This is a genomic window from Hoeflea sp. CAU 1731, assembly GCF_039888615.1.
Classification (GTDB): Bacteria; Pseudomonadota; Alphaproteobacteria; order Rhizobiales; family Rhizobiaceae; genus Flavimaribacter.
Genome location: NZ_JBDQQS010000027.1, coordinates 23,184 through 47,342, shown reverse-complemented (window position 1 = coordinate 47,342; position 24,159 = coordinate 23,184). Strand labels below are relative to the sequence as shown.

The following is a 24,159-nucleotide window of genomic DNA, read 5'->3' as shown; positions in this document are numbered from 1 at the left end:
AAAACGCCGACCCGCAAGCGGGAAACTCTGGTCGGGCTACGCCCTCCCGGCGTTCCCCGCTTGCGGCGCAAAGTGGCCTGGTTTTGCGCCGCCCTTTGGCCGACTTTTATTCCGCCGTTGACACTCTCTAAATGGAATATATTTCGAAAAAAAACTTATAATAAAAAAATTTTCGAAAAAAATTGACATAGGCTATTCATTTGAGGCACCCTGTGAATATCAAGCCGAACACGAAAGTGAATGAGAATGACTGAAGAAGTCGTAGAAACGACAAACCTCCCTGAGAGCTTTCGCTGGCCGGATGGTAAGCGTATCGCCGTGATTTTCAGATGCGCATTCGAAGGGTGGGCGGACGACAAATGGCCCGGCATCGGCCCGATGGGTAACCCGATCAAAGCCGGCGTGCTTGATACCAATGCTGTCAGTTTCGCAGAGTATGGGCCGAAAAGAGGGATCCAGAGAATCCTCAAGGTAGCGGACAAGCTTGATATACGCCTGACCATAATGATTAACGGTATCATGGCGGCCAGACATCCGGATATCGTCAAGGAAATCCACGAAACGGGTCATGATATCGTGGCGCACTCCTACTCAATGGACGTGGTGCCGGCCTACCTTTCCGAAGAAGAAGAGCGGGCGAATATCCGCAAAGCTGTAGGTGCGATCGAAACCGTTACCGGAAAGCGCCCCGAAGGTTGGATCAGTCCTCGCGGTACGCCAAGCCTCAACACAGGCAGGTTGCTCGTGGAAGAAGGGCTCAAATGGCACGGCGATCCTCTTGATGACGATCTTCCGTATTTTGTGAATTACAAGTCCGGCAAACTGCTCGTCTTCCCAAGTAATATGGATATCAACGACCTTCCAATTTACATGAAGCACGGCCAAACGCCTGATGCGATGATCAAGATATTTGATCAATGGCTCGAATATGTGCGCAAGTATGAAGATGGCGCGGTGCGGATCGATCCAACGATACATTCCCATGTATTCGGCCGGGCGCTCGGAATGTCCGCTTATGCAAAGCTGATCGAAAAAGCAAAAGCCGAAGATGACATTTGGATCGGAACGCGAGCGGAAGCCGTCAGTCATATCCTGACGAACTATGCTGACTGAGTCGAAATCTAGGAAATATCAGCTATGGACCTGGGAATATCGGAAAAGGCAGCTCTCATATGCGGATCATCGCGCGGACTTGGAAAAGCCTGTGCGCTATCGCTGGCAGAAGCGGGCTGCTCCGTAACAATCAACGGCCGGAATGAAGAGGCTTTGCAGGTCGCTGCATCAGAAATCGAGGAAAAGACTGGGCGTAAGGTCAACTATATTTGCGCCGATCTGAATGATGAACGTCAGTTGAAAGAGTTTGTGGTTGCAGCGGGAACGCCGGACATCCTTGTCACAAACAATAGTGGGCCGGCACCAGGCCGCTTCGTGGATTGGGGTCCGGAAGACTGGATGGATGCAATGAACAAGAACATGATTATTGCTCTCACGATAATTAAGCATGTCTTGCCTCATATGAGGGAGCAAAAATTCGGTCGTATAGTTAATATTACCTCTGCCATGGTCAAGTCACCAAGACCGCGAATGGGGCTTTCCACTGCGGCAAGAGCAGGTTTGACCGCCGCTTGCAAGGCTCTTTCAATTGAATGTGCGATAGACAATGTAACAATAAATAACATGTTGCCCGAACGATTTGATACGGATCGAACAACATTTATGGCCGATATTATCTCGAAAGATAAGTCAGTAAGTATCGAGGAAGCAAAGAAGCAAATTGCTTCAACAATCGCTGCAAAGCGGCTCGGGCAGCCGAATGAATTTGGCGATACGTGTGCATTTATTTGCAGTCAGCAGGCTGGATACATGTCAGGTCAGAATATTCAACTGGATGGAGGGTCCTACGCAGGTCTCGTTTAAATATCGTCGCCGAAACTAATCAAGGGAGGTTATCTATGAAACATAAGATCATTGCGGCATTCACCGTCGCATCATTCGCTCTTTTTTCTCACCAAACTGTAGCGCAAGAATTTCCCAGCAAGCCAATCACTCTCGTCGTGCCATACTCGGCTGGTGGTAATGTTGATACCAGTGCTCGGCTTCTACAGAAGGGACTTGGCGATAAGCTGGGTCAACCGGTCGTTGTCGTCAACAAGCCGGGCGGTGGAGGAATGATCGCAGGTGTGGCCGTTTCGAAATCCGAGCCTGATGGGCACACACTTTTTATCGGGGGAAACGGTCCGCTGATATTCGGACCTATGCTGAGAGAAAATGCACCTTACAGCGACTGGAAATCAGTGTTCGATCCTGTCAGCAGCCTCGCGGAGGCGACAAACCTGCTTTTGGTTCGGTCATCTCTTCCGGTTACAACCGTTGAAGAGTTTGTCGAATATACAAAGGCACATCCAGGCGAAGTTACGGTCGGCTTCAGCAGCCGTCTCAGCACAAATCACTTCATCGGCATGTTGCTCCGTCAGGAGTCGGGCGTTGACTGGACTGAAGTTTATTACAAGGGGAACGCCCCGGCGATCACCGCGCTTGTTGGAGAGCAGATTGATGCAGGTTTCCAGCAGTTGAAGAGTGCCATGCCGCACATTGAAAGTGGAAAACTGCGACCCCTCGCCGTTATTGGAAATTATGGTCGGAGCAAAGTGCTGCCGGACGTTCCAACCATTGAAGAAGCAGGCTATCCCAATGTCACGGGTAGTACGCTAAACGGTGTGTTGGCACCGAAGGGCACCCCCGCCGATGTGCTCAACTTTCTAAGCAAGCACATTCAGGAAGCGCTCGCAGTGCCGGAAATTGAAGAGGCATTTACCGAAATTGGTTCTGTGGCACCTGGTTCGACTCCTGAAGAATACGGTCAATGGCTGACGGACGAGGAAGCCAAATGGGTGCTCGTCATCAATAAGGATGAAGAATCGAAATAGATACGAGATATCCGCCTGTGCAGAAGTGTGTTGCAGGCGGATATGCTTTTCCTAATAAAAGTCAAGTTTTTAAATATTTGAATGGTATTGCCATTGATAAAGAATTGGTTGTGATTTTTTGCTTCGGACTGATCTTCTAAAATGGAGGGCATGTAGGTCAGGTTGCTAGAATTGGTGCGCAATTGTAAATAATTGAGGCTCTTAGAGAAGGTGCAACTGATCGAGTGTTTCTTCAATTTGTCGCACGAGGACCTTTGAATATGGAAACAAGGATGCCGAACGTTCTACCCTTTGCCGAAACTTCACCGGATCTGTCGGATTTCGGGGCAGGACGGACGACCGAAGCGAGTACAAAGAGAACGTTGGCGACGCAAGCATATATCCTCATTCGAGAGGATATTCTCAATGGGAAATACTCCCCAGGCGCGAAGTTACAGCCGCAGGAACTGGGCGCTAAATATTCAATTGGAGCAGCACCCGTCAGGGAGGCTTTGAGCAGGCTGGCAAGCGAGGGCATGATTGCGCAGAACGAGCGACGCGGTTTCACCGTCGCTGGTTTCAGCGTGGTGGAACTGGATGGAATATTGAGGACGAAGCGGTGGCTCAATGAAATCGGTTTGCGTGAATCGATCGAGCACGGAAGCCAGGAGTGGGAGGAGCGTATATTGATTTCCTTACATCGGTTGGCGCGGACGGACCGATTTGCCAGAACTTCAGAGCAAGAAATAAACCGCAATCCCGAGTGGAATCTACGGCATCTCGAGTTTCACGAAGCGTTGATCAGCGCATGCAGATCGGTGTGGCTGCTGGGATTTTGCAGAACGCTCTTTTTCGCTTCGGACAGGTATCGGGTTCTCGCACGATTGACGCCGCAGGCAAGCGACCGTGCCAAGGAGCACGAAGCGATTGCCCAGGCAGCGATTGCGCGGAACGGCGATGAGGCCGTGAACCTGCTGAACAACCATTTTTCCCGAACTGCCGATCTGGTTCGCGACAGTATTACGCCATCATGAAAGTGATCAAAACGGTCTCGCCAATTGTTGCCGCTTGGCGATGTCACGATAGTTCCGAAATGTGTGGAGTCGTGCGCGATGCGTTGGATCGCAGGAATTGACGTGTTGACCGGGCTTGTCATAGCCGGGTTTGGTATCGGCGTTTCAACTTACGCTTATGCAAAGTTTCCTACATCGGGATTTGATGACCTTGGGCCGGGCCTGTTCCCGCTTCTGGTGGGGATTCTTCTTACCTGCTCCGGCATTGTCATCGGTGTGCAAGGCGCGCTGAAAAACGCCGAAGCGCTGCATTTAACATGGTCGCGCGCTTTCATTATCCTGTTCGGCATACTCAGTTTTATCGGCGTTGTGAGTTGGTTCGGTCTGGTGCCAGCGATTGGCATCCTTGTCGTGATTTCGTCTTTGGCGAGTGCCGAGTATATCGGATTTGTTAAGAGTTGTGCTCTCGCCGTTTTCCTCTGCTTGTTCGTCTATCTCATATTTAGTTTGGGGCTGGGTCAGCACGTCGAATATTTTACCTGGTTGGGGGCTTGATGGATTTCCTTTCGGAAACATTCGCTAACATCGGATTTGGCTTGTCGGTTGCGTTGCAACCAGCGAATCTCTGGTATTGTTTTGTAGGTGTGTTTCTCGGTACATTTGTGGGCGTCCTGCCCGGTATTGGTGCACTGACCGCAATATCACTGTTGTTCCCGCTGACCTTTTACATGGACCCCACTGCAGGCCTGATCATGCTTGCCGGCGTCTGGTATGGGACGGCATATGGTGGATCGATCGCGGCAATTTTGATCAATGTTCCAGGTACCCCGTCGTCCGCTGTGACTGCGATTGACGGCTATCCACTTGCGAAAAAGGGGCGTGCGGGTGTTGCCCTCTTCATCACTGCCACCTCGTCCTTTATTGGCGGGAGCATAGGCATCCTATTGATGATGCTGTTTTCGCCGATCATCGTCGACTATGCGCTAAAGTTCGGTTCCGCAGAGTATTTTGCGCTGATGGTTTTGGGGTTGGTCGCGGCCTCGACCATATCGGGCAGTTCTGCTGCCAAGAACATGGCCATGATCCTTTTCGGTATGGCTGTCGGATTTGTTGGGCTGGATATTGATACCGGCGATGAACGTTTCACCTTCGGTATATTTGCTCTTCAGGATGGCATCGGCCTGATTCCGGTTGTTATGGGTGTCTTCGGCCTTGCGGAAGTCATCATCAGTGTAAGCAATGCTGGAGCAACAAAACGTGAGGATCAGGCGATCAACTTGAAAAGCATGTGGCCCAAGCGCGACGAATTTGTTCGCTCGTTGTTTCCGACGTTAAGGGGTGCCGGGATTGGGTCATTTTTTGGGACACTCCCCGGAACCGGCCCTACGATTGCTTCATTCATGGCTTATGGTGTTGAAAAGCGATTTGCGAAGGAGCCTGAGCGACTTGGCCATGGGGCAATTGAAGGAATTGCGGCGCCCGAAGCTGCGAACAATGCTGCCGATCAGACAGCCTTCATCCCGACGATGACATTGGGGATTCCCGGTAGCGCGACCATGGCACTTATGATCGGTGCCATGATCTTGCACGGAATAACGCCTGGGCCTTCGCTAATGGCGAGCCATGCGGACGTCTTTTGGGGGCTCATCATGAGTTTCTGGATCGGAAACGTCCTTCTTCTTGTTTTGAATGTGCCTCTGATCGGCATATGGGTCCGTCTGCTCCAGGTGCCCTATAACATGCTGTTCCCTGCAATACTGGTACTGCTGTGTGTGGGACTGTACATTGTCGACGGTAGTATCGTCGCCTTGTGGGTAGTGTTCGCGTTCGGGGTAATTGGCGTATTCATGCGTGTCGCAGGTTTGCCCGCAGCTTCATTCTTGTTGGGATTTGTTCTGGGGCCGATGATGGAGGAAAATTTCCGCCGTGCACTGACGATTTCGGGAGGAGATTACCTTACTTTCGTTGAGAGGCCGTTGAGTGCCGTTATCCTCGGGATCGCTTTTTGCCTGATATTGTTCTCCGGGTTTAGTGGGTTGCGGCATGTTGTTAAGCTGTAGCCTCCGCTTAAACCCAGTTGTTACTCTTCTTTACTTTGCCAAAATCACTGCCTTAAGCAATCAGCCCAATCTGTCCAGTAGGCGCTGACGACGGACACACAAAAGCTTTTCACGCTTTCGTTGCTCGCGGAAAACACAAAGGCGCCTTACTCTTTCCACACCGTCACGACGATGGTGCATTTGTCGTTTCACCGACGCGATTTGCGAGGGACTATGTCCAGGTAGCGAATGAAAGTGACTTGGAGACTTGGATCCTGAAAGGCTTTGGTCTTCGTATGCCCAACCTAACGGCCGGTATCGCAGCCCCGAGCCTTATATCACCAGCTAAAATATATCGACCGGTCTTGCGCTGAGATGCTTGACCTTCTGCAAGCCGCTACTCATGATTGAGTTGCTAGTTATCTTGGGGGAAGCATGACTACGCATCTTACCGCACGAATTGCCTGGCACGACGACGGGTGGAATGGACGGATCTGTTCGAAACCGGAGCAGAACACATATTGTGTTGGTGTGAAGTCCTATCCGGGCTACGTGATCCACCGCAAACGCAATCTCGAACGCGAGAAGGTCTGTACCGGTCAGGCGCTCTGCAATCTCAGGAGCCATGATCTACCGCCCTGCATATACAGCATCAATGCCTTCGGACCGGATGCCATTCGCGGATATTCGAACCCGCCCGATTTCTTCAACGGCGATGCCGACCGCGAGGAATGGGACATCCCGCCTTCAACGGTTTGCGTCTGGTCCTATGAAGCCATGTATGGCGATGAGGTTTATACTGATGGCCGTCTCGACAACGACAACGACAACGACAATCGCCGGGCCGGGGCAGACGAGTTCTTCGCAGAGCTGGAAGAGAGCGAAAGCCTCATCTTCTACTACACCAATTATTCCAACCCGTTCACTGACGAGAACGACTCAAAATATGTCATCGTTGGCGTGTCTCGCGTGAAGCAGCTCGGTAAACCGCTGTTCTATCCCAATGCGACGGATGACATAAAAAAGCGTTTTGCCAACGGAATGGTCTGGGCACGCAATATGACGTCGCACTATCCGGACGAAGGTTTCCGCATTCCCTATCACGTCTATCGCGACCAGCCGGAAATCCTCGACAAGATTCTCGTGACGCCGTAAAACCCTGCCACCTGCAAATATGGCGCACGGCATCTGACCGACGACACGACTATCGGCATGCTGGAGCAGCTGCTCGACGTGATCGCGCGCCTGAAGGAAATTGGCAACACCAGCGAGAATTGGGACGCCCGCGCCAAATGGGTCCAGGCTTAGATCGCCAAGCGTTGGAAGAGGCGTGGTCTTTATCCCCGCCTTCTGTCCGTGATGGATATTCTAGAAACAGAAGGATCGATTACCAACGCCAAATGGTATTGCGATCGCGGTGAGTAGAAGAAGGCCTATCAGCTGTTCTTCAAAATCGCCGCTCTATCAGGCCTCGGCGGTTCTGGAGCAAAGGCAGCGCCAACGCGGCCGCAAGATCTACAGCCTGCACGCCCATGAGGTGGAATGCATCGGCAAGGGCAAGGCCCACGCGCCTTACGAGTTCGGCGTCAAGGCCTCGATCGCCACGACGCTCAACCGCTCGAAGGGCGGCCAGTTCGCGCTGCACGCAAAGGCGCTGCCCGGCAATCCCTATGACGGCCACACGCTGGCGAGCGTGATCCCGGACATGGAGAGGACCATCGGCAACCAGATCGACCACATCCTGGCCGACGCCGGATACCGCGGCCACAATGCGCCCGACAGCCACAGGTTCAGGGTATTCACCGCCGGCCAGAAGCGACGGGTCACGCCAGCAATCAAACGACAGATGCGCAGACGCTCGGCGGTCGAGCCGGTCATTGGTCACATCAAGGCCGAACATCGCATGGGCCGCAACTATCTCGCCGGAGAACAGGGCGACGCCATCAACGTCATCCTGGCGGCTGCCGGATACAACTTCTCACTCCTGCTCAAATGGTTCAGGGAGCTCTTGTGGCTGATCGCCACTGCGCTCATCTCACACAGAATATCAATTGCAGCCTGAAACAGATCCTTTGTTCACGGTCGACAAAATAACCCGTTTCCCGCGTCAGTACTCGATGGAAATTAAAACACGGTTAACCATTTTTCCAACTTCGCCATGTAGGAATCGCGGAATGTTGGCTTCCAAGATGCTCATGAGCTTCATATCGTAGTTGTCGCTTCGCCCAGCCAGACCCGGAGTAATGAACACGTTGGGCATGGTCCAGAGTGGGCTGTCGGTGGGCAATGGTGTCAGTTCGAATGCATCCAGCCCGGCCGCCGAAATTTTCCCGTCTTTAAGCACGCCTATCAGCGCGGACGTGTCGACAGTGCCGCCCCGGCCGAGATTGATAAAAACGCATTCGCGTTTGCAGCCGTGCCAGAATCGAGCATCCACGAAGTGCCGATTTTCCTCTGACATGGGCAGAAGATTGATGACGAAATCAGCTTCGGCCACTGCCACGTGCACGGCCGAGCGCGCAACAATCGCTTGGAACCCCTCTTCCTGGCGCGGAGCCGCGCTCACTCCGAGAACACGCATGTCCATTAGCGACAGCACACGCGCCATATGCTGTGCGATCGCTCCAGAACCCAGGATGACCGCAGTTTTCCCTTCTAGCACGCGGGGCGTGAACGGCTGCCATTGCGCCTGTTTCTGATTGCACAGAAGCCGCGGCACCTGGCGTATCAGGACGAGCATGTGGGTCAGCGCTGCCTCGGTCATCTGCGCACCGTGTATGCCCCTCGCATTCGTCAACAACACGTCTGGTCGACGCCGCAAAAGTGGTTCGATATGTTCAGTGCCGGTGATCAGGCATTGGATCCATCGAAGCCGAGATGCCCGTACGACATGTTCGGCTGTCAACCAGCGGCCAATCGTAAGAAGAATGTCCACATCTTGCAGGTAGCGTGGCGCGACATCATCACGTGCGACGACGAGATCGAGCTTGGGAAACACCGATTGCAATAAATGGGCAAGCGGCTCGGGATTGGGATGAGCAAGCAGGAACCGCATGTATCACAATTCCAATATGGCTTCGTCCATCTGGTGCAACCGTTCCAGTTCGCCATTCTGGTCGATCAGGTAATTGTCGCAAATCCAGCTTCGTACGCCCCCATGAATGTAGCTCGGATGGACTGCGAGGTTCATCGATGTCCCCAGACGCATTGTTTCGTCCTGACGGAGCAGCGGACGTTCAACCATGTCGTAGCCTTGGCCATGCGCGAACAGCCGGCGCTCCTGCGGTCGGCCGCGGCTTTGCAGCCAGTCGCTATACTCCGCATAGATCTCGGCGGCGTCCGCCCCAGGTTTGAGCAGGTCGCAGACAAAATTGCGCGCCGCAAGCGCCACTTCCTGCTCGGCAAGCAGTTGCTCGGGAGCCTTGCCAAGCACGCAGGCGCGACCAAGTTCCGCATACTGGCCGCCCGGCCCATTGGTTTCGATGAGAAGAATGAGCTGATCGCCCTCGTTCAGCGTGCGGTTTTGGAAATGCCGTTGATTGAGTGGCATCGGCGTGCCGGCCTTGGCTGAGGCGGCAAGGTAAATGCCCTGCTCGGCTCCACGTTTCTGGGTTTCATACATCGCAATTGCAGTAACGTCGCGCTCGCGCATTCCTGGGCGGAGCGCTGCCAATGTCGCCTGCATCGCCTCGTCCTGAAGTGCTGCGGTCAATCGGATCTGCGCGATTTCTTCTGGGCTTTTGAACGCCTTGATGCTGTCGATCAGCTCGGAAGCTTCCCGAAAGTCGGCATCCGGCATTTCCTCCAGGAAAAAGGCGGCATGCGCGTGGGACAACTGATATGTGCCGACCAGCCCGATCGTGCCCTTTGCGTATGGTGCGAGCGCGTTCAGCGCGAGCCTTGCATCGTAGTATCGGGTATAGCTTGCCGAGGAGAAGCTCGGGGTCGTGAACATCCAGCGCACACCGGGCAAATCTTCGCGGCCACCCGCCCCACGGTCTTCTCGGTGATCAAACGCACCTTGCCGCACGACCGTCATGTCCTCGTCGCGCGGGAAGATCACAGTGACTGGATAACCATTGGTGGCTGGCAGGTCAGTCAGATACCGGACATAGCCGCCCATGTGATCATTGTTGTTCTGGAGGAGGAGTGCATCGAATCCGCATTCCGCCATTTTCTGCCGTATAGCGTTGCAACGCCGCTCCAGTTCGCGGCGCGATACGGGTGCATGGAGTCGTTCGAGCACGTCTTGCATGGTTTCCACCTATTCGACTATCGCCGACTGGTCGGAAAACCGGACCGTCATGGACAACGAACCTTCATTCATTAGCCAGCGCTGGATCGTGTAGCTGCGAAGACCTGCGCGGTGTAGCGGATCTCGATCCGCGATTGCCCGAGCGGCCTCGAACGAGTCCGCGCGCAAGATAAACATGCCACAGACTGGCTCTCCCGATTCGTCAAAGACCGGACCGGCGCCGAAGAGTACACCCTCTCGCTCCAGCCTAACCTGATTCTGCAGATGTTCTTGCAGAAGCGATTTTATTTCTTCTTTGGAAGCTTCAGGTTTTGAAAATATTAAGTATAAATTCATTCTTAGAAGCTTTTCTAGTTGTATAATATTTTTAGACATTTGATTTTTCCCTTTGTAGTTTCTTCGACTTAATTTATATTTAATGTTGCTTGATTAATATTTAATATATATGATCATCAACGTAAACAAGAGGAGAAATTTTAGATGATCAATGTCAGACGTCTTGCCTATGCCGAAATCACCACACCAAACCCAGAACGTTTGGCTGCCTACTACAAGGATGTGATGGGCCTGATCGAAGTCGGCCGACAGGACGAGACGATATTTCTTGCCACACCGACGGGCCAGCAGGCAGTGCATGTCAGCGTGGGCGACACCGCCCAATGCACACGCATAGGATTCGAAGTGCCTGCTGAAACAGATTTCCAGTCGGTCGGAAAATTTTTGTCCGCACAGGGAATCAATTCCGAGACTCGAACTTCGAACTCCCCGGGAATTGATCAGAAACTCACCTTCGCGGATAACAAGGGCACTGCAATCGATATTTTTGCCGAAGAGCAGTTCAGTCCAAGCTCCTTGTCTCCTAGCAGCATCAAGCCATTGAAGTTGGGTCACCTTGCGTTCCAGGTGAACGACATAAAGAAAACGGTGAAATTCTACGAAGAAATACTGGGGTTCCGTGTTTCCGACTGGCGTGGCGACTTTTTCGTTTTCATGCGCTGTGGGCCGGACCACCACGCGGTCAACTTTGTCACCCACGAGCGTCAAAAAATACATCACATTGCATTCGAGTTGAAGGATTGGGCGGAGATCCAGCGCGCATGCGATCATCTCGGCGCGCACGATATCCATCTGATTTGGGGACCGGGCCGTCACATTATCGGACACAACATTTTTATCTATCATCGCAATCCCGATAACCATATTGTCGAATGCTACACTGAGCTGGACCAAATGAAGGACGAGACGCTAGGCTATTGGGAGCCGCGCCCGTGGCATCAGGAATTTCCACTCCGCCCGAAGGTCTGGCCCGTTGATACCCTGGGCAGCTACTGGGGCGGCGGGCCGCGTCCGGATTTTGCAGACTGATCATAGATCAATGAAATGCGGGCCGACGCGTTAGCGCCGGCCCGTCAGCCAATATCGTGACTATTGCTGCAAAGCCATTGCGGCCTGCGCCTTTTCCAGAACGTCTGCAGGCGCGGAATGGATTTTATTTAGCAGCGCATCCAAATGCTGGTAAGGCACATACTCGATGTCAATTCCGGCCTCGTCGGCGTCGGCAAGAAATTCTGGATCGGTCAGCGTTTCCTCGAACGCCTTGCGAACAGCCTCAACGCGTTCGGCTGGCACATCTGGCCCCATGTAGTAGAAACGACCAAAATCACCAGAAATGCCCGCCAGCTCCGCTACTTGCTTGTTCACCGGATCCTCAACCACGTCTACGAACAGAGGTACGCCGGACAGCTCCGGATCGGGTGTCAACGCGAACTGAACAATTGGCATCAGCTTGTTCTGTTCAAGATATTGCGGATACAGCGCTCGGAAGCTGTCCATAGCGGAAGCGATGCCCTGCGTCTCACCCTGCTCCATAGCCAGGTGCGCCGCGCCAAAATTGTAGCCAGGTATTACATTCAACTTGGTGTCAAGAAATTCATTCATCAACGCCGGAAAGATGTAGGTGGGCGAAGTCTTCCCGGTCGAGCCGATCAGAACCTCCGTTTCCTTTAGCCCTTCGAGCGTATCCACCGGAGCGCCGTCCTTCCACAGCGCGAGGAAGAACCGGTTCGGCTTCATGCTACCGAGCAGCGACCAGCTGCGCACGTCGAAATTCCCCACGCCAGGATTGATAACCTGCGATACGGGGACGGTGTCCTGGGTCGTGCCGATATGCGTGCCATCGCCTGGCGTGTTGTTCTGCATGAAATCGGCCATCATCATGCCACCATTAGCGTCATCGGACCGATATGCGGCATCCGGGTTTCCCGGAATCCGCTTCATCATATGTTTGCCGAGCAGCCGAGTATAGATGTCAAGCATTCCACCGGGGCGGGCGCCAACCAAAAAGGTTATTGTCTTGCCTTCGTAAAATTCGGCTACGCTTGCGTCGTCTTGCGCAAATGCAGACGACGCCGCGATCGGTGATAGGCATAGAGCCAAGGCGGTAACAAGATGTAACTTCACAATTTCCTCCCAATCAATTTGAACTCGCCCGCACGCGATTTGCTGTTGCTGGCGTTATGAATTTATGTCATACAATAAGTCTGTATGTCAATATGACTATAGGTCGGAAAGGTGCCTGTGCGAGATGGCACCGCAATGATCAAGAAACGCATACGGACCGCTCAGTCCGGCTTGGAGGAACAAACAAAATATGTTCGATTTTTTTGCGCCAACCCATCGTTACGGATCACAGGTATTGCGTCTCGTTGCTGAATCACAGCAGGGCGGCGGCGACGTGTTTGATATTGCCCGTCTCTGCCGAACGATCGAGCTCGATGATGATGACGGCTGGGAGGCGGCTTGGGTCGGCCTTGCCCGCGATCTGGAGCAGAAGGCGCATGATGCGATTACGGCCGGCAACAAGCGCACAGCGACGCAGCATTTCTTCCACGCCAATCAGTACTACCGGATGGCGGACGTATTCCTTACCTCTGAACGGGAAGCGAGAAAACGCGAGTTGTTCCTCAAGGCGCAACAGAATTTCCGCGCCGGCGCCGCATTGATCTCGCCCCGAATCGAGGAAATCAGCGTTAAATGCGGCGAGGAAACTTATGACGGATATTTCTGCCACCCCCATAACCCCACTTCAAACAAGTGGCCCGCCGTATTCCTGATCGGTGGTGCGGATGCGTATGCCGAGGAAATCTATTTCAGCGGTCGACAAGTCCTAGACCGAGGCTGGGCGCTGCTTTTGGTTGATACGCCGGGTCGCGGATCGTCAATCTACGTCAAAGGCATTCCCACGCGTGCCGATTACGAAATTCCTGGAATTGCTTGCATCGACTGGCTTATGCAGCGGTCTGAAATAGACCCGGAGCGGGTGGCGCTGATGGGCATCAGTATGGCCGGCTATTACGCACCCAGGGTGGCGGCTTTTGATGACAGGCTGAAAGCCTTGGTCTGCTGGTCCGGCTGCTACTCGATATTGGACAATTTGTATGATTTCGCGCCTCGGCTGCGACCAACCGTCATGCGTTTGCTGGGCGATGTGGATCATGACACCGCGCGCGAACGTCTTCGTACGTTCACCATGGAGGGGCTAGCGGAGAAAATTCGCTGCCCGACCTATATAACCCATGGCACCGAAGATGCGTTGATGGACTGGCGCGGAGCGGAACAACTATATCGCGAAATTGGCGCCGCCGACAAGACATTAAAATTGCGTGACGGTAAATGGCGAGGAGCCGGCACAAATCACTGCAGTCATAATTTCTGGGCCCACAACGTCCCGGATATGCTCGACTGGCTTGAAGAACGGCTTTAGCGCACTGAGGAATTGCCTATGAAACTCTGCAGATATAATGACAATCAAATTGGGATCGTACGCGCCGACGGCGTCCATAACATTACGACAATTGTCGATAAACTCGAACCGCATCGTCACCCATTTCCGTTGGGCGATGCGCTTATAGCGAACCTCGAATCCTTGCGGGATGAAATGGAAGCGCTGGCTGACAGCGCAACGCCAGTTCCAATCTCGCAGGTTAAGTTGCTTTCGCCAGTTGCGAATCCGAGTAAAATTATCGGAACACCGCAAAATTATGAAGCGCATGCTCTGGAGGCGACCGCCGATCTCACGATTTCGCAAGGAAAACAGCGCCGCCCCCTCAAGGACCAGGGTTTGTTCCTCAAGGCCACCAGCTCGCTGGTCGGCGCCGGCGAGGGCATCAATATCCGGTTCCCCGATCGCAGGACCGACCATGAGGCTGAGCTTGGCGTTGTTATCGGCAAGCCGTGCAGTCAAGTTACGCCGGACGAGGCGTTGAGCTTTGTGGCCGGGTACGCCGCAGCGCTCGATATGGTGGTGCGCGGTCCGGAGGATCGAAGCTTCAGAAAATCGATCGACACCTACTCAGTGCTGGGTCCATGGCTGATAACGAGCGACGAGCTGCCCGCTCCCTCAAGTTTTCCATTTACGCTTTCTGTGAATGGAGAACTCCGGCAATCCGCGCATACAAGCGAGATGATCCTGAGCGTTGAGGAACAGATCTCCTGGGCGTCCCAATACTATACGCTGTTGCCGGGTGACATCATTATGACTGGCACTTGCGATGGTGTCGGCCCGGTTCGGCCGGGTGACACGATCGATATTCGCTTCGAGGGTTTGGCGCAGATGCAAGTCGGGGTCTCCTGACAGTTCGCAACTAATAACAGAAACGACCAAAGACGGTGATTTCATGGGTGGAGACATGCTGGATATGGCTGTACAAGCCTTGTCCAACATTTTGCAGATCGAAACATTTCTGTTTCTGATTGCGGGTGTATTTCTGGGTCTTATCATCGGTGTCGTGCCGGGAATAGGTGGGTTAGTCGGCCTATCCCTGCTGCTGCCGTTCACCTTTCACATGCAGCCGGAGGCCGCCCTTGCGATGATGATGGGATTGTCCGCGGTCGCTGTAACCTCGGACTCTATACCTGCCGTCCTTTTTGGTGTCCCGGGAACGGTTGCGTCCGCAGCAACCGTGATGGACGGCTATCCCATGGCCCGCAAGGGTGAAAGCGGCAGAGCGCTAGGAGCGGCATTTTGCGCATCGATATGCGGCGGGTTGTTTGGTGCAGTTCTTCTTGCAATCAGCATACCTGTGCTCCGTCCCCTCATCCTATCGATCACTGCCGCCGAAATGCTGGCTTTCTCCATTTTCGGCCTGTCGCTCGTTGCTGTTTTGAGTGGTAGCGCGCCGGCAAAAGGTCTGGGCGCTGTGTGCATCGGTATTCTCTTGTCCTCGGTCGGCTATCATGGGCAATCTGGTACGCTACGTTGGTGGTTCGGCAACATGTATCTGTACGAGGGGCTGGCGATCGTTCCGGTAGCTCTGGGCCTGTTTGCCCTGCCCGAAATTGCCGATCTCGTAATACAGCGTAAATCGATACAAAGTAACGGTCTAGGACCGTCGAAGAAAAGCAACCAGTTCCAAGGCGTTCGTGACACCTTCCGCCACATGTTTTTGGTCGTGCGATGTTCCTCGATTGGCTCGATGCTAGGTGCGCTTCCCGGCATCGGCGCGACTGTGATCGACTGGATTGCATATGGCCACGCTGTGCGCAGCGAAAAAGGGGCCTCCGAAACATTCGGTAAAGGCGACGTGCGAGGTGTGATCGCCTCGGAAGCTTCGAACAACGCCAAGGAAGGCGGTGCATTGATACCTACAATCGCCTTTGGTGTTCCGGGCACGGCGTCGATGGCGCTGGTTCTCGGCGCCCTGCTAATGCATGGTATCGCACCGGGACCGCAGATGCTCTCGACGCGGTTGGATCTGACCTATACACTAGTATGGAGCATCGCAATCGCAAACTTGATTGGCGGTAGCATCTGCTTTCTGTTCGCCGGCCAATTGGCGCGTCTCGCACTAGTCCCGATCGGGCTGCTTTGCCCGGTTGTTCTGGCGGTAGTTTTCGTCGGAGCCTATCAGGAAAACCAAGTCTGGGGTGATCTGTTTACACTGCTGACGTTTGGAGTTCTCGGCTGGCTAATGAAACGCCTTCGCTGGCCGCGCCCCCCACTGCTACTTGGTTTCATTTTGGGAGCGATCGTCGAGCGATACCTTTACATTTCATATAATGTCTATGGCATGTCCTGGTTGTGGCGACCGATCGTCATCCTGATCCTGATTATCACCGTGTACGGCATCCTCCGTCCGGCGGTTCGTTCCCTGATCGCCGGGATGCGATCACCTGGTCAGGAGCGCCAAAAGTGGGCTTACAGCTTCGACTGGCGAACCAAGGGTGTCGAATTGTTTGTGGCTTGCGTGTTCTTGGCGCTGTTCGTGGTGGCCGCCGCATACGCAGCCCAATGGGAAACCAGCGCTAAGCTAATGCCGCAATTCGCCGGATGGCTCGGCGCGTTCTTTGTCACTATCGCGATCGCAAGAATGCTATTCTCCCCAATCGAGCCTGCCGCGCACACGGCAGATGTCGCGGCATCGGGCAGGAGCGCGTCCAGCGGTGCCTATTACGATCTTGTTACCGATTTTGGTGAGTTGTCGCCGTCTGCTATCTTTGCGCGCGCAGGAATTTTTCTTGGTTGGTGCTTGTTTTATCTGACATGTGTCTGGTTGATCGGCCTGCTTCCAGCAATGTTTGTCTTCGTCGTCGCCTATATCCGCTTCGCCGCCAAGGAAGGGTGGAAACTGTCGCTTCTCGTAGCAGTTCCGCTGTGGCTGCTTTCCTATTTTCTGTTTCACCATGTACTCAAACTGGACTGGCCGGATTCGGTATTGGGCACGATATTACCTTGGCTTCACAACTATCCGTTGCTGGATATACTATAGCAAGTCAATTTGACATACGGAATGATCGTATGACAAACTTGACACAGTATGGCCCGCTCTGCCGGCGCCTTAGCGGAAACTGGGAGATCGTATTGGATAACGCTTTCACTACTGATATCGACGGACAGAACCATATAGCGACCATAACGCTTGCACGCCCCGATGATGGCAATCGCCTGACCGCCGAGAATATTTCGCAGCTCGGCACGGCGATTGCATCAGCGGCATGCGATCCGAAAATGCTTCTTGTTGTCGTTCGTGCGCGTGGCGAGGCGTTTTGCTTGGGTCGTATACCGGGCAAGCAGTCGAAAACCGCGCCTTCCGCCATGGAAATATCCAACCGCGTCACCCGCCCGATTCTCAAATTGTATGCCGATATCCGAGAGGCGGAGATACCGGTGATGGCGATAGTACAGGGTGAAGCCAGGGGATTCGGTTGCGCAATGGTTAGCCAATGTGACCTGGCCATCGCCAGCACGCAGGCCGTGTTCTCCATGCCAGAAATGGACAACAACCTGCCACCGACTCTGGCCATTTCGTCCGTGCTCCATAGGCTTCCTCCAAAGCAGATTGCGCGGCTTGTGTATTCGCGCTGCCGGGTTTCGGCTCAGGAAGCTCTGGCCAGCGGCATCGTCGGCGAACTCGCTGAACCCGATACTCTTGAGACAGCCGCTGCCGATCTCATTGCCCGCATCACCGACCGCAGACGCGCTTCCTTGGTAACGATAAAGTCCTACATGCGCACGGCGCCCTATATGGACCCACGAGCCTACTCATTGCTTGCGGACAACATGCTCTCTGTCGTTCTTTCTTCCGATGACGGCAGATGAGTAGCCACAAACACAAAGAGGATAACAAGGTAATGCCAGACGCAGACCCAAACATCCTTTCACCGGTGCGCCAAGAAACGGCTCCTCTGCGGCGACTAATCATTTCTTCAATTCGACGGGCCATTGAGAATGGCACCTTGCCACACGGTTCGCGCCTGATCGAGCGAGACCTATGTGAGCAGCTGAACGTCAGCCGCACGTCGCTGCGCGAATCGCTACGTGAGCTAGAAGCGGAAGGACTTATCGGCCGTCAGGGCAAGCGTGGCTTGGTGGTGACCAAAATAACCGCCCCGGAAGCCGAGAATATTTACAAGGTTCGCGCTGTTCTGGAGGCTCTCGTCGCCGAACAGTTTGCTACAAATCCAGACCCGGCGGCCCTGTCCAAACTTCGCGAACTGGTCAACGATCTGGCCGCCGCCTATCTGGAAGGGGACATGGGAGAGATTCTTGACACCAAGCGTAAGTTCTATGAAGGGCTATGCACCGGTGCCGGCAACGCGATTGTTCTCGACATTCTACAGCGCCTCAATTCCCGCATTTCTCAATTGCGCAGTTCGTCGCTTTCTACGGCGAACCGCCGGCCTCGCAGCATCGAAGAAGTCAACGCACTGGTGGATGCCATCGCCAGCGGCAACGTGGCTGAGGCCCGTAAGATGGCATTGCTGCATGTTAGCAACGCCGCGGAAATCGCGCTTGGCAAGAAACTGAAGATTACGAAAATGAGCAACGAAAATGAATGATCCGCTCTTCGACAAAGGCCTTGAAGTTCGTAAAAAGGTTCTGGGCAACAAGTATGTAGAAAAGTCGCTGCAGGACGCGGATGATTTCACCCTTCCGCTACAAAGCCTTGTGACAAAATTTTGCTGGGGTGAGGTCTGGGGAAGACCCGGATTGGACCTCAAGACACGGTCCATCATCAATATTGCGATGATTTCAGTTCTCAATCGCCCGGCTGAACTGCGCTTACATGTCCGCGGGGCGCTTAATAACGGTCTCACTAAGGAAGAGATTCGCGAGATATTGCTGCAGGTCGCTGTATATGCAGGCATTCCCGCAAGTCTCGACAGTTTCCGCGTCGCGCGCGAGTCCATCGAAGAGTACAACTCCGAAGCCGAGAGCTAAACAGATGGATGTCGTCTCCGATCGCACCGAAGCGCTCTATTTTGAATCGAGCGGGACGGGCACTCCGATCCTGTTGTTGCACCCCATTGGGTTGGATCATTCAATCTGGCGGCCCTATGTAGACGCGCTTTCGCAGAACCATCAAGTTGTAAGCATCGACCTACCGGGCCACGGCCGGTCGCGCGCGCCTGACTCTGGGTGGGATTTTGCCGATCTGGTGGCAAGCATCGATCGATGCCTGTCGGGTCTCGCATTACCCACCCATGTCATTGGAGCCTCATTCGGCGGTATGATCGCCCAATACATCGCGATCGCAAGACCGCAACGAATCCGCTCGCTAGTCCTTTGCTGTACCGCTTCGCAGTTTCCAGACAATTTGCGAAGCGCAATCGCAGCGCGCGGCGCGGCAGCCTTGCGCGATGGCATGGGCGCGATTGTGCCCGAAACACTGGAGCGCTGGTTTACCGTATCGGCCGTGGATGGCATGACCGCACTCAGTTGCAAGGATCTGCTGCTGGCTAGCAATCCGGCGGTCTGGGACCGATGCTGGAAGACGATCTCCCTTCTCAATACAACATCCGGACTGGCGAGTTTGGACATTCCCGCATTGGTGTTGTCCGGCGAAAACGACGTCGCTACACCTCCAGCACTGTCGCAGACAATTGCGCACGCCATGCCAAATTCGGAATTGGTGATCATGCCGGACGCGTCACATATGGGATGCTTCGAGACGCCGCAGCCTTACATTTCCGCAATCCAATCGTTTCTGCAGCGCGTCGACGAGGCACGCTCAAATACATAGTAATCCGCCTGCTTATTTGTTTGATTACAATCACATTTATAATCCTTGTGTAGTTTGATTACCGTGAACAATGAGCTTGTTTGCGATTGCAATTGATACTCTGCATCTGGCAAGTGTAGCAACGCCTGCTGGAACATTTCGACAGTCGGGGAATTGATCCGGTTATCTCACCTGGAAACATTCCTACGACCCACAGAGACTTCGATAGAGAGCTCCATAAAATCTGCCATCTTATCGAAAATGTCTTCCTCAAGCTGACACGATGGCGCGCCGTCGCTACACGCTACGCCAAAATATCCGTATCATTCCTTGCTGAATGCCGAATCGTCGCGATCAGGTTATAGCTTCGCTAGTGCAAGCACACCGTCTAGTTTTGGATCACTGAAAAAGGGAATGATTTCCAGGCAATTGTTGGTGAAAAGGCAATTACTGCCCGGGATTTGAACCTACCGGCTATGGCAGATGCGTTCGCCAGAACAGATTGGCATTTATATTCACTTCAACGAAGACAATACATACGCTTCCCAGGCCATCATCATATCCCGGCGTTGATCCAGCAGGTCGCTGCGGTGGTATGCTGCTTCGGTGGCATTGGGAATGGTATGTGAAAGAGCCCGCTCGGCTAGTTCTCGTCGATAACCGTTTTCCGACGCCCAATCCCGGAAGGACGACCGAAAACCGTGCGCGGTCGCTATGCGGCCGGAGACGTCACTTTCAACATTCCAGTCTCGGAGCAGCTTTGTCAGCGTCATATCACTAATCATCGTTCCGTTACGCGATGGAAAGACCAAAACACCATCAATTTGATTGGACATTTGTTTCGAGATGATCTCGTTGCATCGCGGCGTCAATGGAACACGGTGTTCCACTCTGGTTTTCATCCGGATTGCCGGAATGGTCCAGATCGCCGATTCCAGATTGACCTCCGTCCATGCCATCCCTCTGATCTCACCCGACCGTGCAGCAGTCAAAATCAGAAGCTCGAGCATTGCTTTTCCAACAGATGAACTTCCACTTCGAATGCGATTGCGGAGGAGCACGGGAACATCGCGCCATAGCACAGCAGGATGATGGACCACACGGGACGTTTTGCCGGGCTGACGCGGGAGGAGCTGCGTGACGATGGAGACAGGACTTGCGATAATGAAGTCCTGAGCCGCGCACCATTTCATGACCGTGTCGCAGCGCTGACGAACTCTCGATGCTGTTTCCGGTTTCGACAGCCAGATCGGACGAAGCGCATCAGCGAAATCGTTGGCTTTCAATTCATTGACAGGCTTGTTTCCAATAAAGGGAAAGACATAAGTCTCGAGTGTGGTTAACCATTGGTCGGAATGCTTCCTGTTGCGAAACCCGTCCCTGATCTGCGTGTGGACTGCGCGTGCTGCGGTTTCGAAGGTTGGCATTGTCTGTGTCAAACGAAGGGATTCGTCCGCAAGTCGCCGTTCCTCGATCGGATCGACCTTTCGGCTGAGCAGTTCCCTGGCGTCGAACGCCGCTCTTCGTGCCTGCGCGATTCCCACTTCGGGATAGGCGCCCAGACCCATATCGCGGCGCTTGCCCGTAAGAGGCGAAACGAACCGGAGGATCCATTTGCCATATCCCCTGGAACTCGAAGGAAAGAGATACAGGCCCCGAACCGTGCCATCCGCAATGGCTTTGTCCCCAGCCTTTATGTTCCTTGCTCTGGCGTCGTTTAATCTGGCCATCTGATCTGGACCCACATTCAGCCCATCAAAAACATTGAGATACATTGAGATTGAATGATACCAAAAAGGAGTTAGGTAACAATCAATATATTGAAAAAACGTGGTGATTTATAGAGCCGTGAGCCTCAGTGAGACTGGATGCTGCCGATTTATGGCAGACTCTCTCTCCGCCATCTACTCTCGCAATATATGTCTCTCGATCCGGCTGAGGCCGGATTCTCCCGTTATTTTGGGCGTGATATGACGGATAGATGTTCACTGACCTCCGCGTTAGAAGGCCCGGAAGTGTTCTCTGAGGGCCGGCATTCTCCGGACCTGTTGAGAGCGTGGGTTTGGTGAATAGCTGTTATGTTATTGGCTTCGCTAAAATATTGCTTTGATTAAAAATTACTTGGATCGGAGTGGCGATTTCCCGTTCGCGACCTAAATCAGAAATCTGCAGACTGGGAAAAAATGATATCACTTTCGTCCGATAGCTGTCTTGGTGCTGACACCATGCTGCGTGATGCGAGGACGGCACTTGATTTTCACCGCGCTATGTACTTGTGGGCTTCATCGAAAACCACCAGCTTGTTGAAGTCCCTTCCCTGGTAGGTTGCTTCCGAGAAAATCTGCAGCATTAACACGAACAGGCCGAGGGCCTCGTCCTTTTCGATGTACTCATCGCGCAAAGCAACACCTTCACGCCGCATCGTACGGCCCATTCTGCTGCCTGACGGACTTGAACCATCCTTCCGGGAAAGCTCCTGACATTTGGCATCAAGGAAGCCTCTGACTTCCTCATCAATCCGAACGATTCCAATCGCGCGGTGAAGTGCTTTAGCACAGAGTTTTGCCAATATGAGTTGGCGGCTACTGGCGATTTCTTCGATATGATGACTTCCACAACGTGCCTAACCTTACCGTGTAGTTGGCGGCTCGGAAACGGAATTATAAAGACCGACTCGCCCTAGATCTCTTGTCGGGGCGCCGCGCCTCCATCAAGTGCCATGTCCCTGTTTCCGGGAATAGGCAGGACGAGGAGCGGTTTCGCGGTCTGGATGATGTGAGCGGATGAATTGCGTTCTCGGCCGCATCGATCGCTACCTTGCAGTATGCTCGATTTGCGTTCTATCCAATGCAGACCCAGTTGGAATATTGCTTAGTTGAAAGTCGATGCAGGGGTTACTCGTGTCCTGCAATCACCCTCATCCAACAATATTTTACCTTCATCTGCATCCGCGATGTTTGTGCATACCGTTTTCGCATCGCTGGATACGGGCATCAGCAATGCTCACTACAGGAATGCAACGCCGCTTATTGTGCCCTTGGTCATCGCCTGCCTTTGTCCTGAAGTCGACGAACCTCCGTCTACGGAAATTTCCGGCATGGGGGTGAGCCTACCGTTGCTCGCAGCTTTTTTTGTTATATACCATCAAGATCACTCGCGAGTTGATCGAGCGAAAGCAACGGTAAATGTTTCCACTCTCACACATGATGAAAACCTTCATCCAGACCGGACGGCTGGAGGTCATTGATGCCGATGGCAAGCGGCATGTCTTTGAAGGCAGGCCGGGGCCGAAGGTCGTCATGCGGCTGACCGACAAAAAGCTATACCGCGACCTGGTGTTCAAGTCCGAAATTGCGGCGGCTGAGGCCTATATGGACGGCACCATGACGTTTGAAGAAGGGTCGAGCCTGCGCGATTTTCTTCATCTGTTTTCGATCAACCGCCTGTCGCTCGCCGCCTATCCTTTGCAAAAGGTCATCCGCAAGATCACCATGCTGACACGACGCAGGCAGCAATCGAACAAGGTTGGCCAAGCGCAGCAAAACGTCGCCCATCACTACGATCTCGGCAACGATTTCTACAAACTCTTCCTCGACAAGAACATGCTTTATTCTTGCGGCTATTTCATCTCCGACAATGATTCGCTGGAGCAGGCGCAACGCAACAAATTGCGCTTGATCGCTGCCAAGCTGAATCTGATGCCGGGTCAAAAGGTGCTCGATATCGGCTGCGGCTGGGGCGACATGGCGCTTTATCTGGCATCGATGGAAGACGTGAACGTTGTCGGGGTCACGCTTTCGACCGAGCAACAGAAACTGGCAACCGAGCGGGCCAGGGAAATGGGGCTGTCAGACCGCGTCGAGTTCCGCTTGCAGGACTATCGCGAGGTGACGGAGAAATTCGACCGCGTTGTCTCGGTGGGGATGTTCGAGCATGTGGGCGTCAGTCACTATGACGAGTTCTTTGAAAAGTTGAACGACCTGATGCCGGATGATGGTCTGGCGCTCATTCACTCCATTGGCCACATGAGCCCGCCGGGCATGGCCAGCAAGTTCTTGCGCAAGTATATTTTTCCAGGCGCGTATTCGCCGGCCCTGTCGGAAGTTTTTGAAAGCGTGGAGCGCAATTCTCTTTGGTGTCTCGATCTGGAATTCCTGCGTGTTCACTATGCCAATACCCTGGCGCACTGGGAGCGAAGGTTTCAGGAAAACCGCGCAGAAGTGGAGGAAATGTACGACAAACGCTTTGCACGCATGTGGGAGTTTTATCTCATCTCCGCCGAGGCCATGTTCCGCACCGGGTCGCAACTCGTCTTTCACATGCAATTGTCCCGCACACGCGATGCGGCTCCGTTGACGCGCGATTATGCGGTCGACGTACAGCGGCAATATGAGCAGATGGAAGCGGAGAAGCTACCGGCGCTATAGGTTTGTTCGGTCATCTGAA

Annotated in this window: 23 protein-coding genes and 2 pseudogenes; 18 read left to right on the top strand and 7 right to left on the bottom strand. The window is 53.6% G+C overall.

The window, feature by feature from the left end; all coding sequences use genetic code 11:
- From AAFN47_RS26510 to AAFN47_RS26470, 9 genes and pseudogenes are all read left to right on the top strand, one after another.
- Window positions 1-186: hypothetical protein (locus AAFN47_RS26510; protein WP_499812238.1), on the top strand; the 186-nt coding region annotated here is incomplete at its 5' end.
- A 60-nt stretch (window positions 187-246) separates the two neighbouring features.
- Window positions 247-1,113, top strand: coding sequence for a polysaccharide deacetylase family protein (locus tag AAFN47_RS26505; RefSeq protein ID WP_499812237.1), 867 nt, complete (start codon window positions 247-249; stop codon window positions 1,111-1,113).
- A gap of 24 nt (window positions 1,114-1,137) precedes the next feature.
- The gene (locus AAFN47_RS26500) at window positions 1,138-1,917 is read left to right on the top strand and encodes an SDR family oxidoreductase (protein ID WP_499812236.1); all 780 of its coding nucleotides are present in this window, start codon (window positions 1,138-1,140) and stop codon (window positions 1,915-1,917) included.
- A gap of 35 nt (window positions 1,918-1,952) precedes the next feature.
- The gene (locus tag AAFN47_RS26495; protein ID WP_499812235.1) at window positions 1,953-2,927 is read left to right on the top strand and encodes a Bug family tripartite tricarboxylate transporter substrate binding protein; all 975 of its coding nucleotides are present in this window, start codon (window positions 1,953-1,955) and stop codon (window positions 2,925-2,927) included.
- Window positions 2,928-3,199: 272 nt separating this feature from the next.
- A complete protein-coding gene (locus tag AAFN47_RS26490) occupies window positions 3,200-3,940 on the top strand; it encodes a GntR family transcriptional regulator (protein ID WP_499812234.1) in 741 nt (246 codons plus the stop codon).
- 78 nt (window positions 3,941-4,018) lie between these two features.
- Window positions 4,019-4,474 (top strand): tripartite tricarboxylate transporter TctB family protein, encoded by a 456-nt coding sequence (locus tag AAFN47_RS26485; RefSeq protein ID WP_499812233.1) that lies wholly within the window; start codon window positions 4,019-4,021, stop codon window positions 4,472-4,474.
- Complete coding sequence (locus AAFN47_RS26480; RefSeq protein WP_499812240.1) at window positions 4,474-5,979, top strand: tripartite tricarboxylate transporter permease; 1,506 nt, start codon at window positions 4,474-4,476, stop codon at window positions 5,977-5,979. Before AAFN47_RS26485 ends, AAFN47_RS26480 begins: the two co-directional genes overlap by 1 nt.
- A gap of 414 nt (window positions 5,980-6,393) precedes the next feature.
- Complete coding sequence (locus AAFN47_RS26475) at window positions 6,394-7,113, top strand: hypothetical protein (RefSeq protein ID WP_499812232.1); 720 nt, start codon at window positions 6,394-6,396, stop codon at window positions 7,111-7,113.
- 301 nt (window positions 7,114-7,414) lie between these two features.
- A pseudogene (locus AAFN47_RS26470) lies at window positions 7,415-8,020 on the top strand (transposase); the annotation flags it as partial.
- A 45-nt stretch (window positions 8,021-8,065) separates the two neighbouring features.
- Here the strand turns inward: AAFN47_RS26470 and AAFN47_RS26465 are convergent.
- From AAFN47_RS26465 to AAFN47_RS26455, 3 genes are all read right to left on the bottom strand, one after another.
- On the bottom strand, window positions 8,066-9,013 hold the full coding sequence (locus AAFN47_RS26465; protein ID WP_499812231.1) for a D-2-hydroxyacid dehydrogenase: 948 nt from the start codon (window positions 9,011-9,013) through the stop codon (window positions 8,066-8,068).
- Between the two features lie 3 nt (window positions 9,014-9,016).
- Window positions 9,017-10,081, bottom strand: coding sequence for a M24 family metallopeptidase (locus AAFN47_RS26460; protein ID WP_499812230.1), 1,065 nt, complete (start codon window positions 10,079-10,081; stop codon window positions 9,017-9,019).
- Between the two features lie 141 nt (window positions 10,082-10,222).
- Window positions 10,223-10,588 carry a YciI family protein gene (locus AAFN47_RS26455; protein WP_499812229.1) on the bottom strand — a complete coding sequence of 122 codons (366 nt, stop codon included), beginning with the start codon at window positions 10,586-10,588 and terminating at the stop codon, window positions 10,223-10,225.
- Between the two features lie 105 nt (window positions 10,589-10,693).
- On the opposite strand from AAFN47_RS26455, the gene AAFN47_RS26450 reads away from it, so the two are divergent.
- On the top strand, window positions 10,694-11,578 hold the full coding sequence (locus AAFN47_RS26450; RefSeq protein WP_499812228.1) for a VOC family protein: 885 nt from the start codon (window positions 10,694-10,696) through the stop codon (window positions 11,576-11,578).
- Window positions 11,579-11,638: 60 nt separating this feature from the next.
- Here AAFN47_RS26450 and AAFN47_RS26445 read toward each other — a convergent pair whose 3' ends face one another.
- Window positions 11,639-12,673: a hypothetical protein gene (locus AAFN47_RS26445; RefSeq protein ID WP_499812227.1), complete on the bottom strand. Its 1,035-nt coding sequence runs from the start codon at window positions 12,671-12,673 to the stop codon at window positions 11,639-11,641.
- Window positions 12,674-12,863: 190 nt separating this feature from the next.
- Here AAFN47_RS26445 and AAFN47_RS26440 point away from each other — a divergent pair, with 190 nt between their 5' ends.
- Genes AAFN47_RS26440 through AAFN47_RS26410 form a run of 7 tightly spaced genes read left to right on the top strand, consistent with a single transcriptional unit; the run spans window position 12,864 to window position 19,734 of the window.
- Window positions 12,864-13,976, top strand: a complete 1,113-nt coding sequence (locus tag AAFN47_RS26440; protein WP_499812226.1) for an alpha/beta hydrolase family protein — start codon at window positions 12,864-12,866, stop codon at window positions 13,974-13,976.
- Window positions 13,977-13,994: 18 nt separating this feature from the next.
- Complete coding sequence (locus tag AAFN47_RS26435; protein WP_499812225.1) at window positions 13,995-14,846, top strand: fumarylacetoacetate hydrolase family protein; 852 nt, start codon at window positions 13,995-13,997, stop codon at window positions 14,844-14,846.
- Window positions 14,847-14,889: 43 nt separating this feature from the next.
- Window positions 14,890-16,980 (top strand): tripartite tricarboxylate transporter permease, encoded by a 2,091-nt coding sequence (locus AAFN47_RS26430; protein ID WP_499812223.1) that lies wholly within the window; start codon window positions 14,890-14,892, stop codon window positions 16,978-16,980.
- Window positions 16,944-17,810: an enoyl-CoA hydratase/isomerase family protein gene (locus AAFN47_RS26425; RefSeq protein WP_499812222.1), complete on the top strand. Its 867-nt coding sequence runs from the start codon at window positions 16,944-16,946 to the stop codon at window positions 17,808-17,810. The genes AAFN47_RS26430 and AAFN47_RS26425 overlap by 37 nt, the downstream gene beginning before the upstream one ends.
- Window positions 17,811-17,842: 32 nt before the next feature.
- Entirely contained in the window at window positions 17,843-18,550 is a 708-nt protein-coding gene (locus AAFN47_RS26420) for a GntR family transcriptional regulator (protein ID WP_499812221.1), read from the top strand.
- Window positions 18,543-18,932, top strand: coding sequence for a carboxymuconolactone decarboxylase family protein (locus AAFN47_RS26415; protein ID WP_499812220.1), 390 nt, complete (start codon window positions 18,543-18,545; stop codon window positions 18,930-18,932). Before AAFN47_RS26420 ends, AAFN47_RS26415 begins: the two co-directional genes overlap by 8 nt.
- A complete protein-coding gene (locus AAFN47_RS26410) occupies window positions 18,850-19,734 on the top strand; it encodes an alpha/beta fold hydrolase (protein WP_499812219.1) in 885 nt (294 codons plus the stop codon). The genes AAFN47_RS26415 and AAFN47_RS26410 overlap by 83 nt, the downstream gene beginning before the upstream one ends.
- A 494-nt stretch (window positions 19,735-20,228) precedes the next feature.
- Here the strand turns inward: AAFN47_RS26410 and AAFN47_RS26405 are convergent, their stop codons facing one another.
- The 3 genes and pseudogenes from AAFN47_RS26405 to AAFN47_RS26395 form a co-directional block, all read right to left on the bottom strand.
- Window positions 20,229-21,488, bottom strand: a complete 1,260-nt coding sequence (locus AAFN47_RS26405) for a tyrosine-type recombinase/integrase (RefSeq protein ID WP_499812218.1) — start codon at window positions 21,486-21,488, stop codon at window positions 20,229-20,231.
- A 482-nt stretch (window positions 21,489-21,970) separates the two neighbouring features.
- Window positions 21,971-22,147: a hypothetical protein gene (locus tag AAFN47_RS26400; RefSeq protein WP_499812217.1), complete on the bottom strand. Its 177-nt coding sequence runs from the start codon at window positions 22,145-22,147 to the stop codon at window positions 21,971-21,973.
- Between the two features lie 443 nt (window positions 22,148-22,590).
- Window positions 22,591-22,707 (bottom strand): annotated as a pseudogene (locus tag AAFN47_RS26395) (class D beta-lactamase); the annotation flags it as partial.
- Window positions 22,708-22,898: 191 nt separating this feature from the next.
- Between AAFN47_RS26395 and AAFN47_RS26390 the strand changes: the two are divergent.
- Window positions 22,899-24,140: a class I SAM-dependent methyltransferase gene (locus AAFN47_RS26390; protein WP_499812216.1), complete on the top strand. Its 1,242-nt coding sequence runs from the start codon at window positions 22,899-22,901 to the stop codon at window positions 24,138-24,140.
- Window positions 24,141-24,159: the final 19 nt, after the last annotated feature.

Coding starts and splice junctions, on each gene's coding strand:
- AAFN47_RS26490 (WP_499812234.1), top strand. CDS start 3,200: ATGCCGAACGTTCTACCCTTTGCCGAAACTTCACCGGATCTGTCGGAT.
- AAFN47_RS26415 (WP_499812220.1), top strand. CDS start 18,543: ATGAATGATCCGCTCTTCGACAAAGGCCTTGAAGTTCGTAAAAAGGTT.
- AAFN47_RS26485 (WP_499812233.1), top strand. CDS start 4,019: ATGCGTTGGATCGCAGGAATTGACGTGTTGACCGGGCTTGTCATAGCC.
- AAFN47_RS26410 (WP_499812219.1), top strand. CDS start 18,850: ATGCAGGCATTCCCGCAAGTCTCGACAGTTTCCGCGTCGCGCGCGAGT.
- AAFN47_RS26450 (WP_499812228.1), top strand. CDS start 10,694: ATGATCAATGTCAGACGTCTTGCCTATGCCGAAATCACCACACCAAAC.
- AAFN47_RS26480 (WP_499812240.1), top strand. CDS start 4,474: ATGGATTTCCTTTCGGAAACATTCGCTAACATCGGATTTGGCTTGTCG.
- AAFN47_RS26500 (WP_499812236.1), top strand. CDS start 1,138: ATGGACCTGGGAATATCGGAAAAGGCAGCTCTCATATGCGGATCATCG.
- AAFN47_RS26420 (WP_499812221.1), top strand. CDS start 17,843: ATGCCAGACGCAGACCCAAACATCCTTTCACCGGTGCGCCAAGAAACG.
- AAFN47_RS26400 (WP_499812217.1), bottom strand. CDS start 22,147: ATGGGCCGTACGATGCGGCGTGAAGGTGTTGCTTTGCGCGATGAGTAC.
- AAFN47_RS26460 (WP_499812230.1), bottom strand. CDS start 10,081: ATGGGCGGCTATGTCCGGTATCTGACTGACCTGCCAGCCACCAATGGT.
- AAFN47_RS26475 (WP_499812232.1), top strand. CDS start 6,394: ATGACTACGCATCTTACCGCACGAATTGCCTGGCACGACGACGGGTGG.
- AAFN47_RS26465 (WP_499812231.1), bottom strand. CDS start 9,013: ATGCGGTTCCTGCTTGCTCATCCCAATCCCGAGCCGCTTGCCCATTTA.
- AAFN47_RS26440 (WP_499812226.1), top strand. CDS start 12,864: ATGTTCGATTTTTTTGCGCCAACCCATCGTTACGGATCACAGGTATTG.
- AAFN47_RS26495 (WP_499812235.1), top strand. CDS start 1,953: ATGAAACATAAGATCATTGCGGCATTCACCGTCGCATCATTCGCTCTT.
- AAFN47_RS26390 (WP_499812216.1), top strand. CDS start 22,899: ATGTTTCCACTCTCACACATGATGAAAACCTTCATCCAGACCGGACGG.
- AAFN47_RS26430 (WP_499812223.1), top strand. CDS start 14,890: ATGGGTGGAGACATGCTGGATATGGCTGTACAAGCCTTGTCCAACATT.
- AAFN47_RS26405 (WP_499812218.1), bottom strand. CDS start 21,488: ATGTATCTCAATGTTTTTGATGGGCTGAATGTGGGTCCAGATCAGATG.
- AAFN47_RS26505 (WP_499812237.1), top strand. CDS start 247: ATGACTGAAGAAGTCGTAGAAACGACAAACCTCCCTGAGAGCTTTCGC.
- AAFN47_RS26435 (WP_499812225.1), top strand. CDS start 13,995: ATGAAACTCTGCAGATATAATGACAATCAAATTGGGATCGTACGCGCC.
- AAFN47_RS26455 (WP_499812229.1), bottom strand. CDS start 10,588: ATGTCTAAAAATATTATACAACTAGAAAAGCTTCTAAGAATGAATTTA.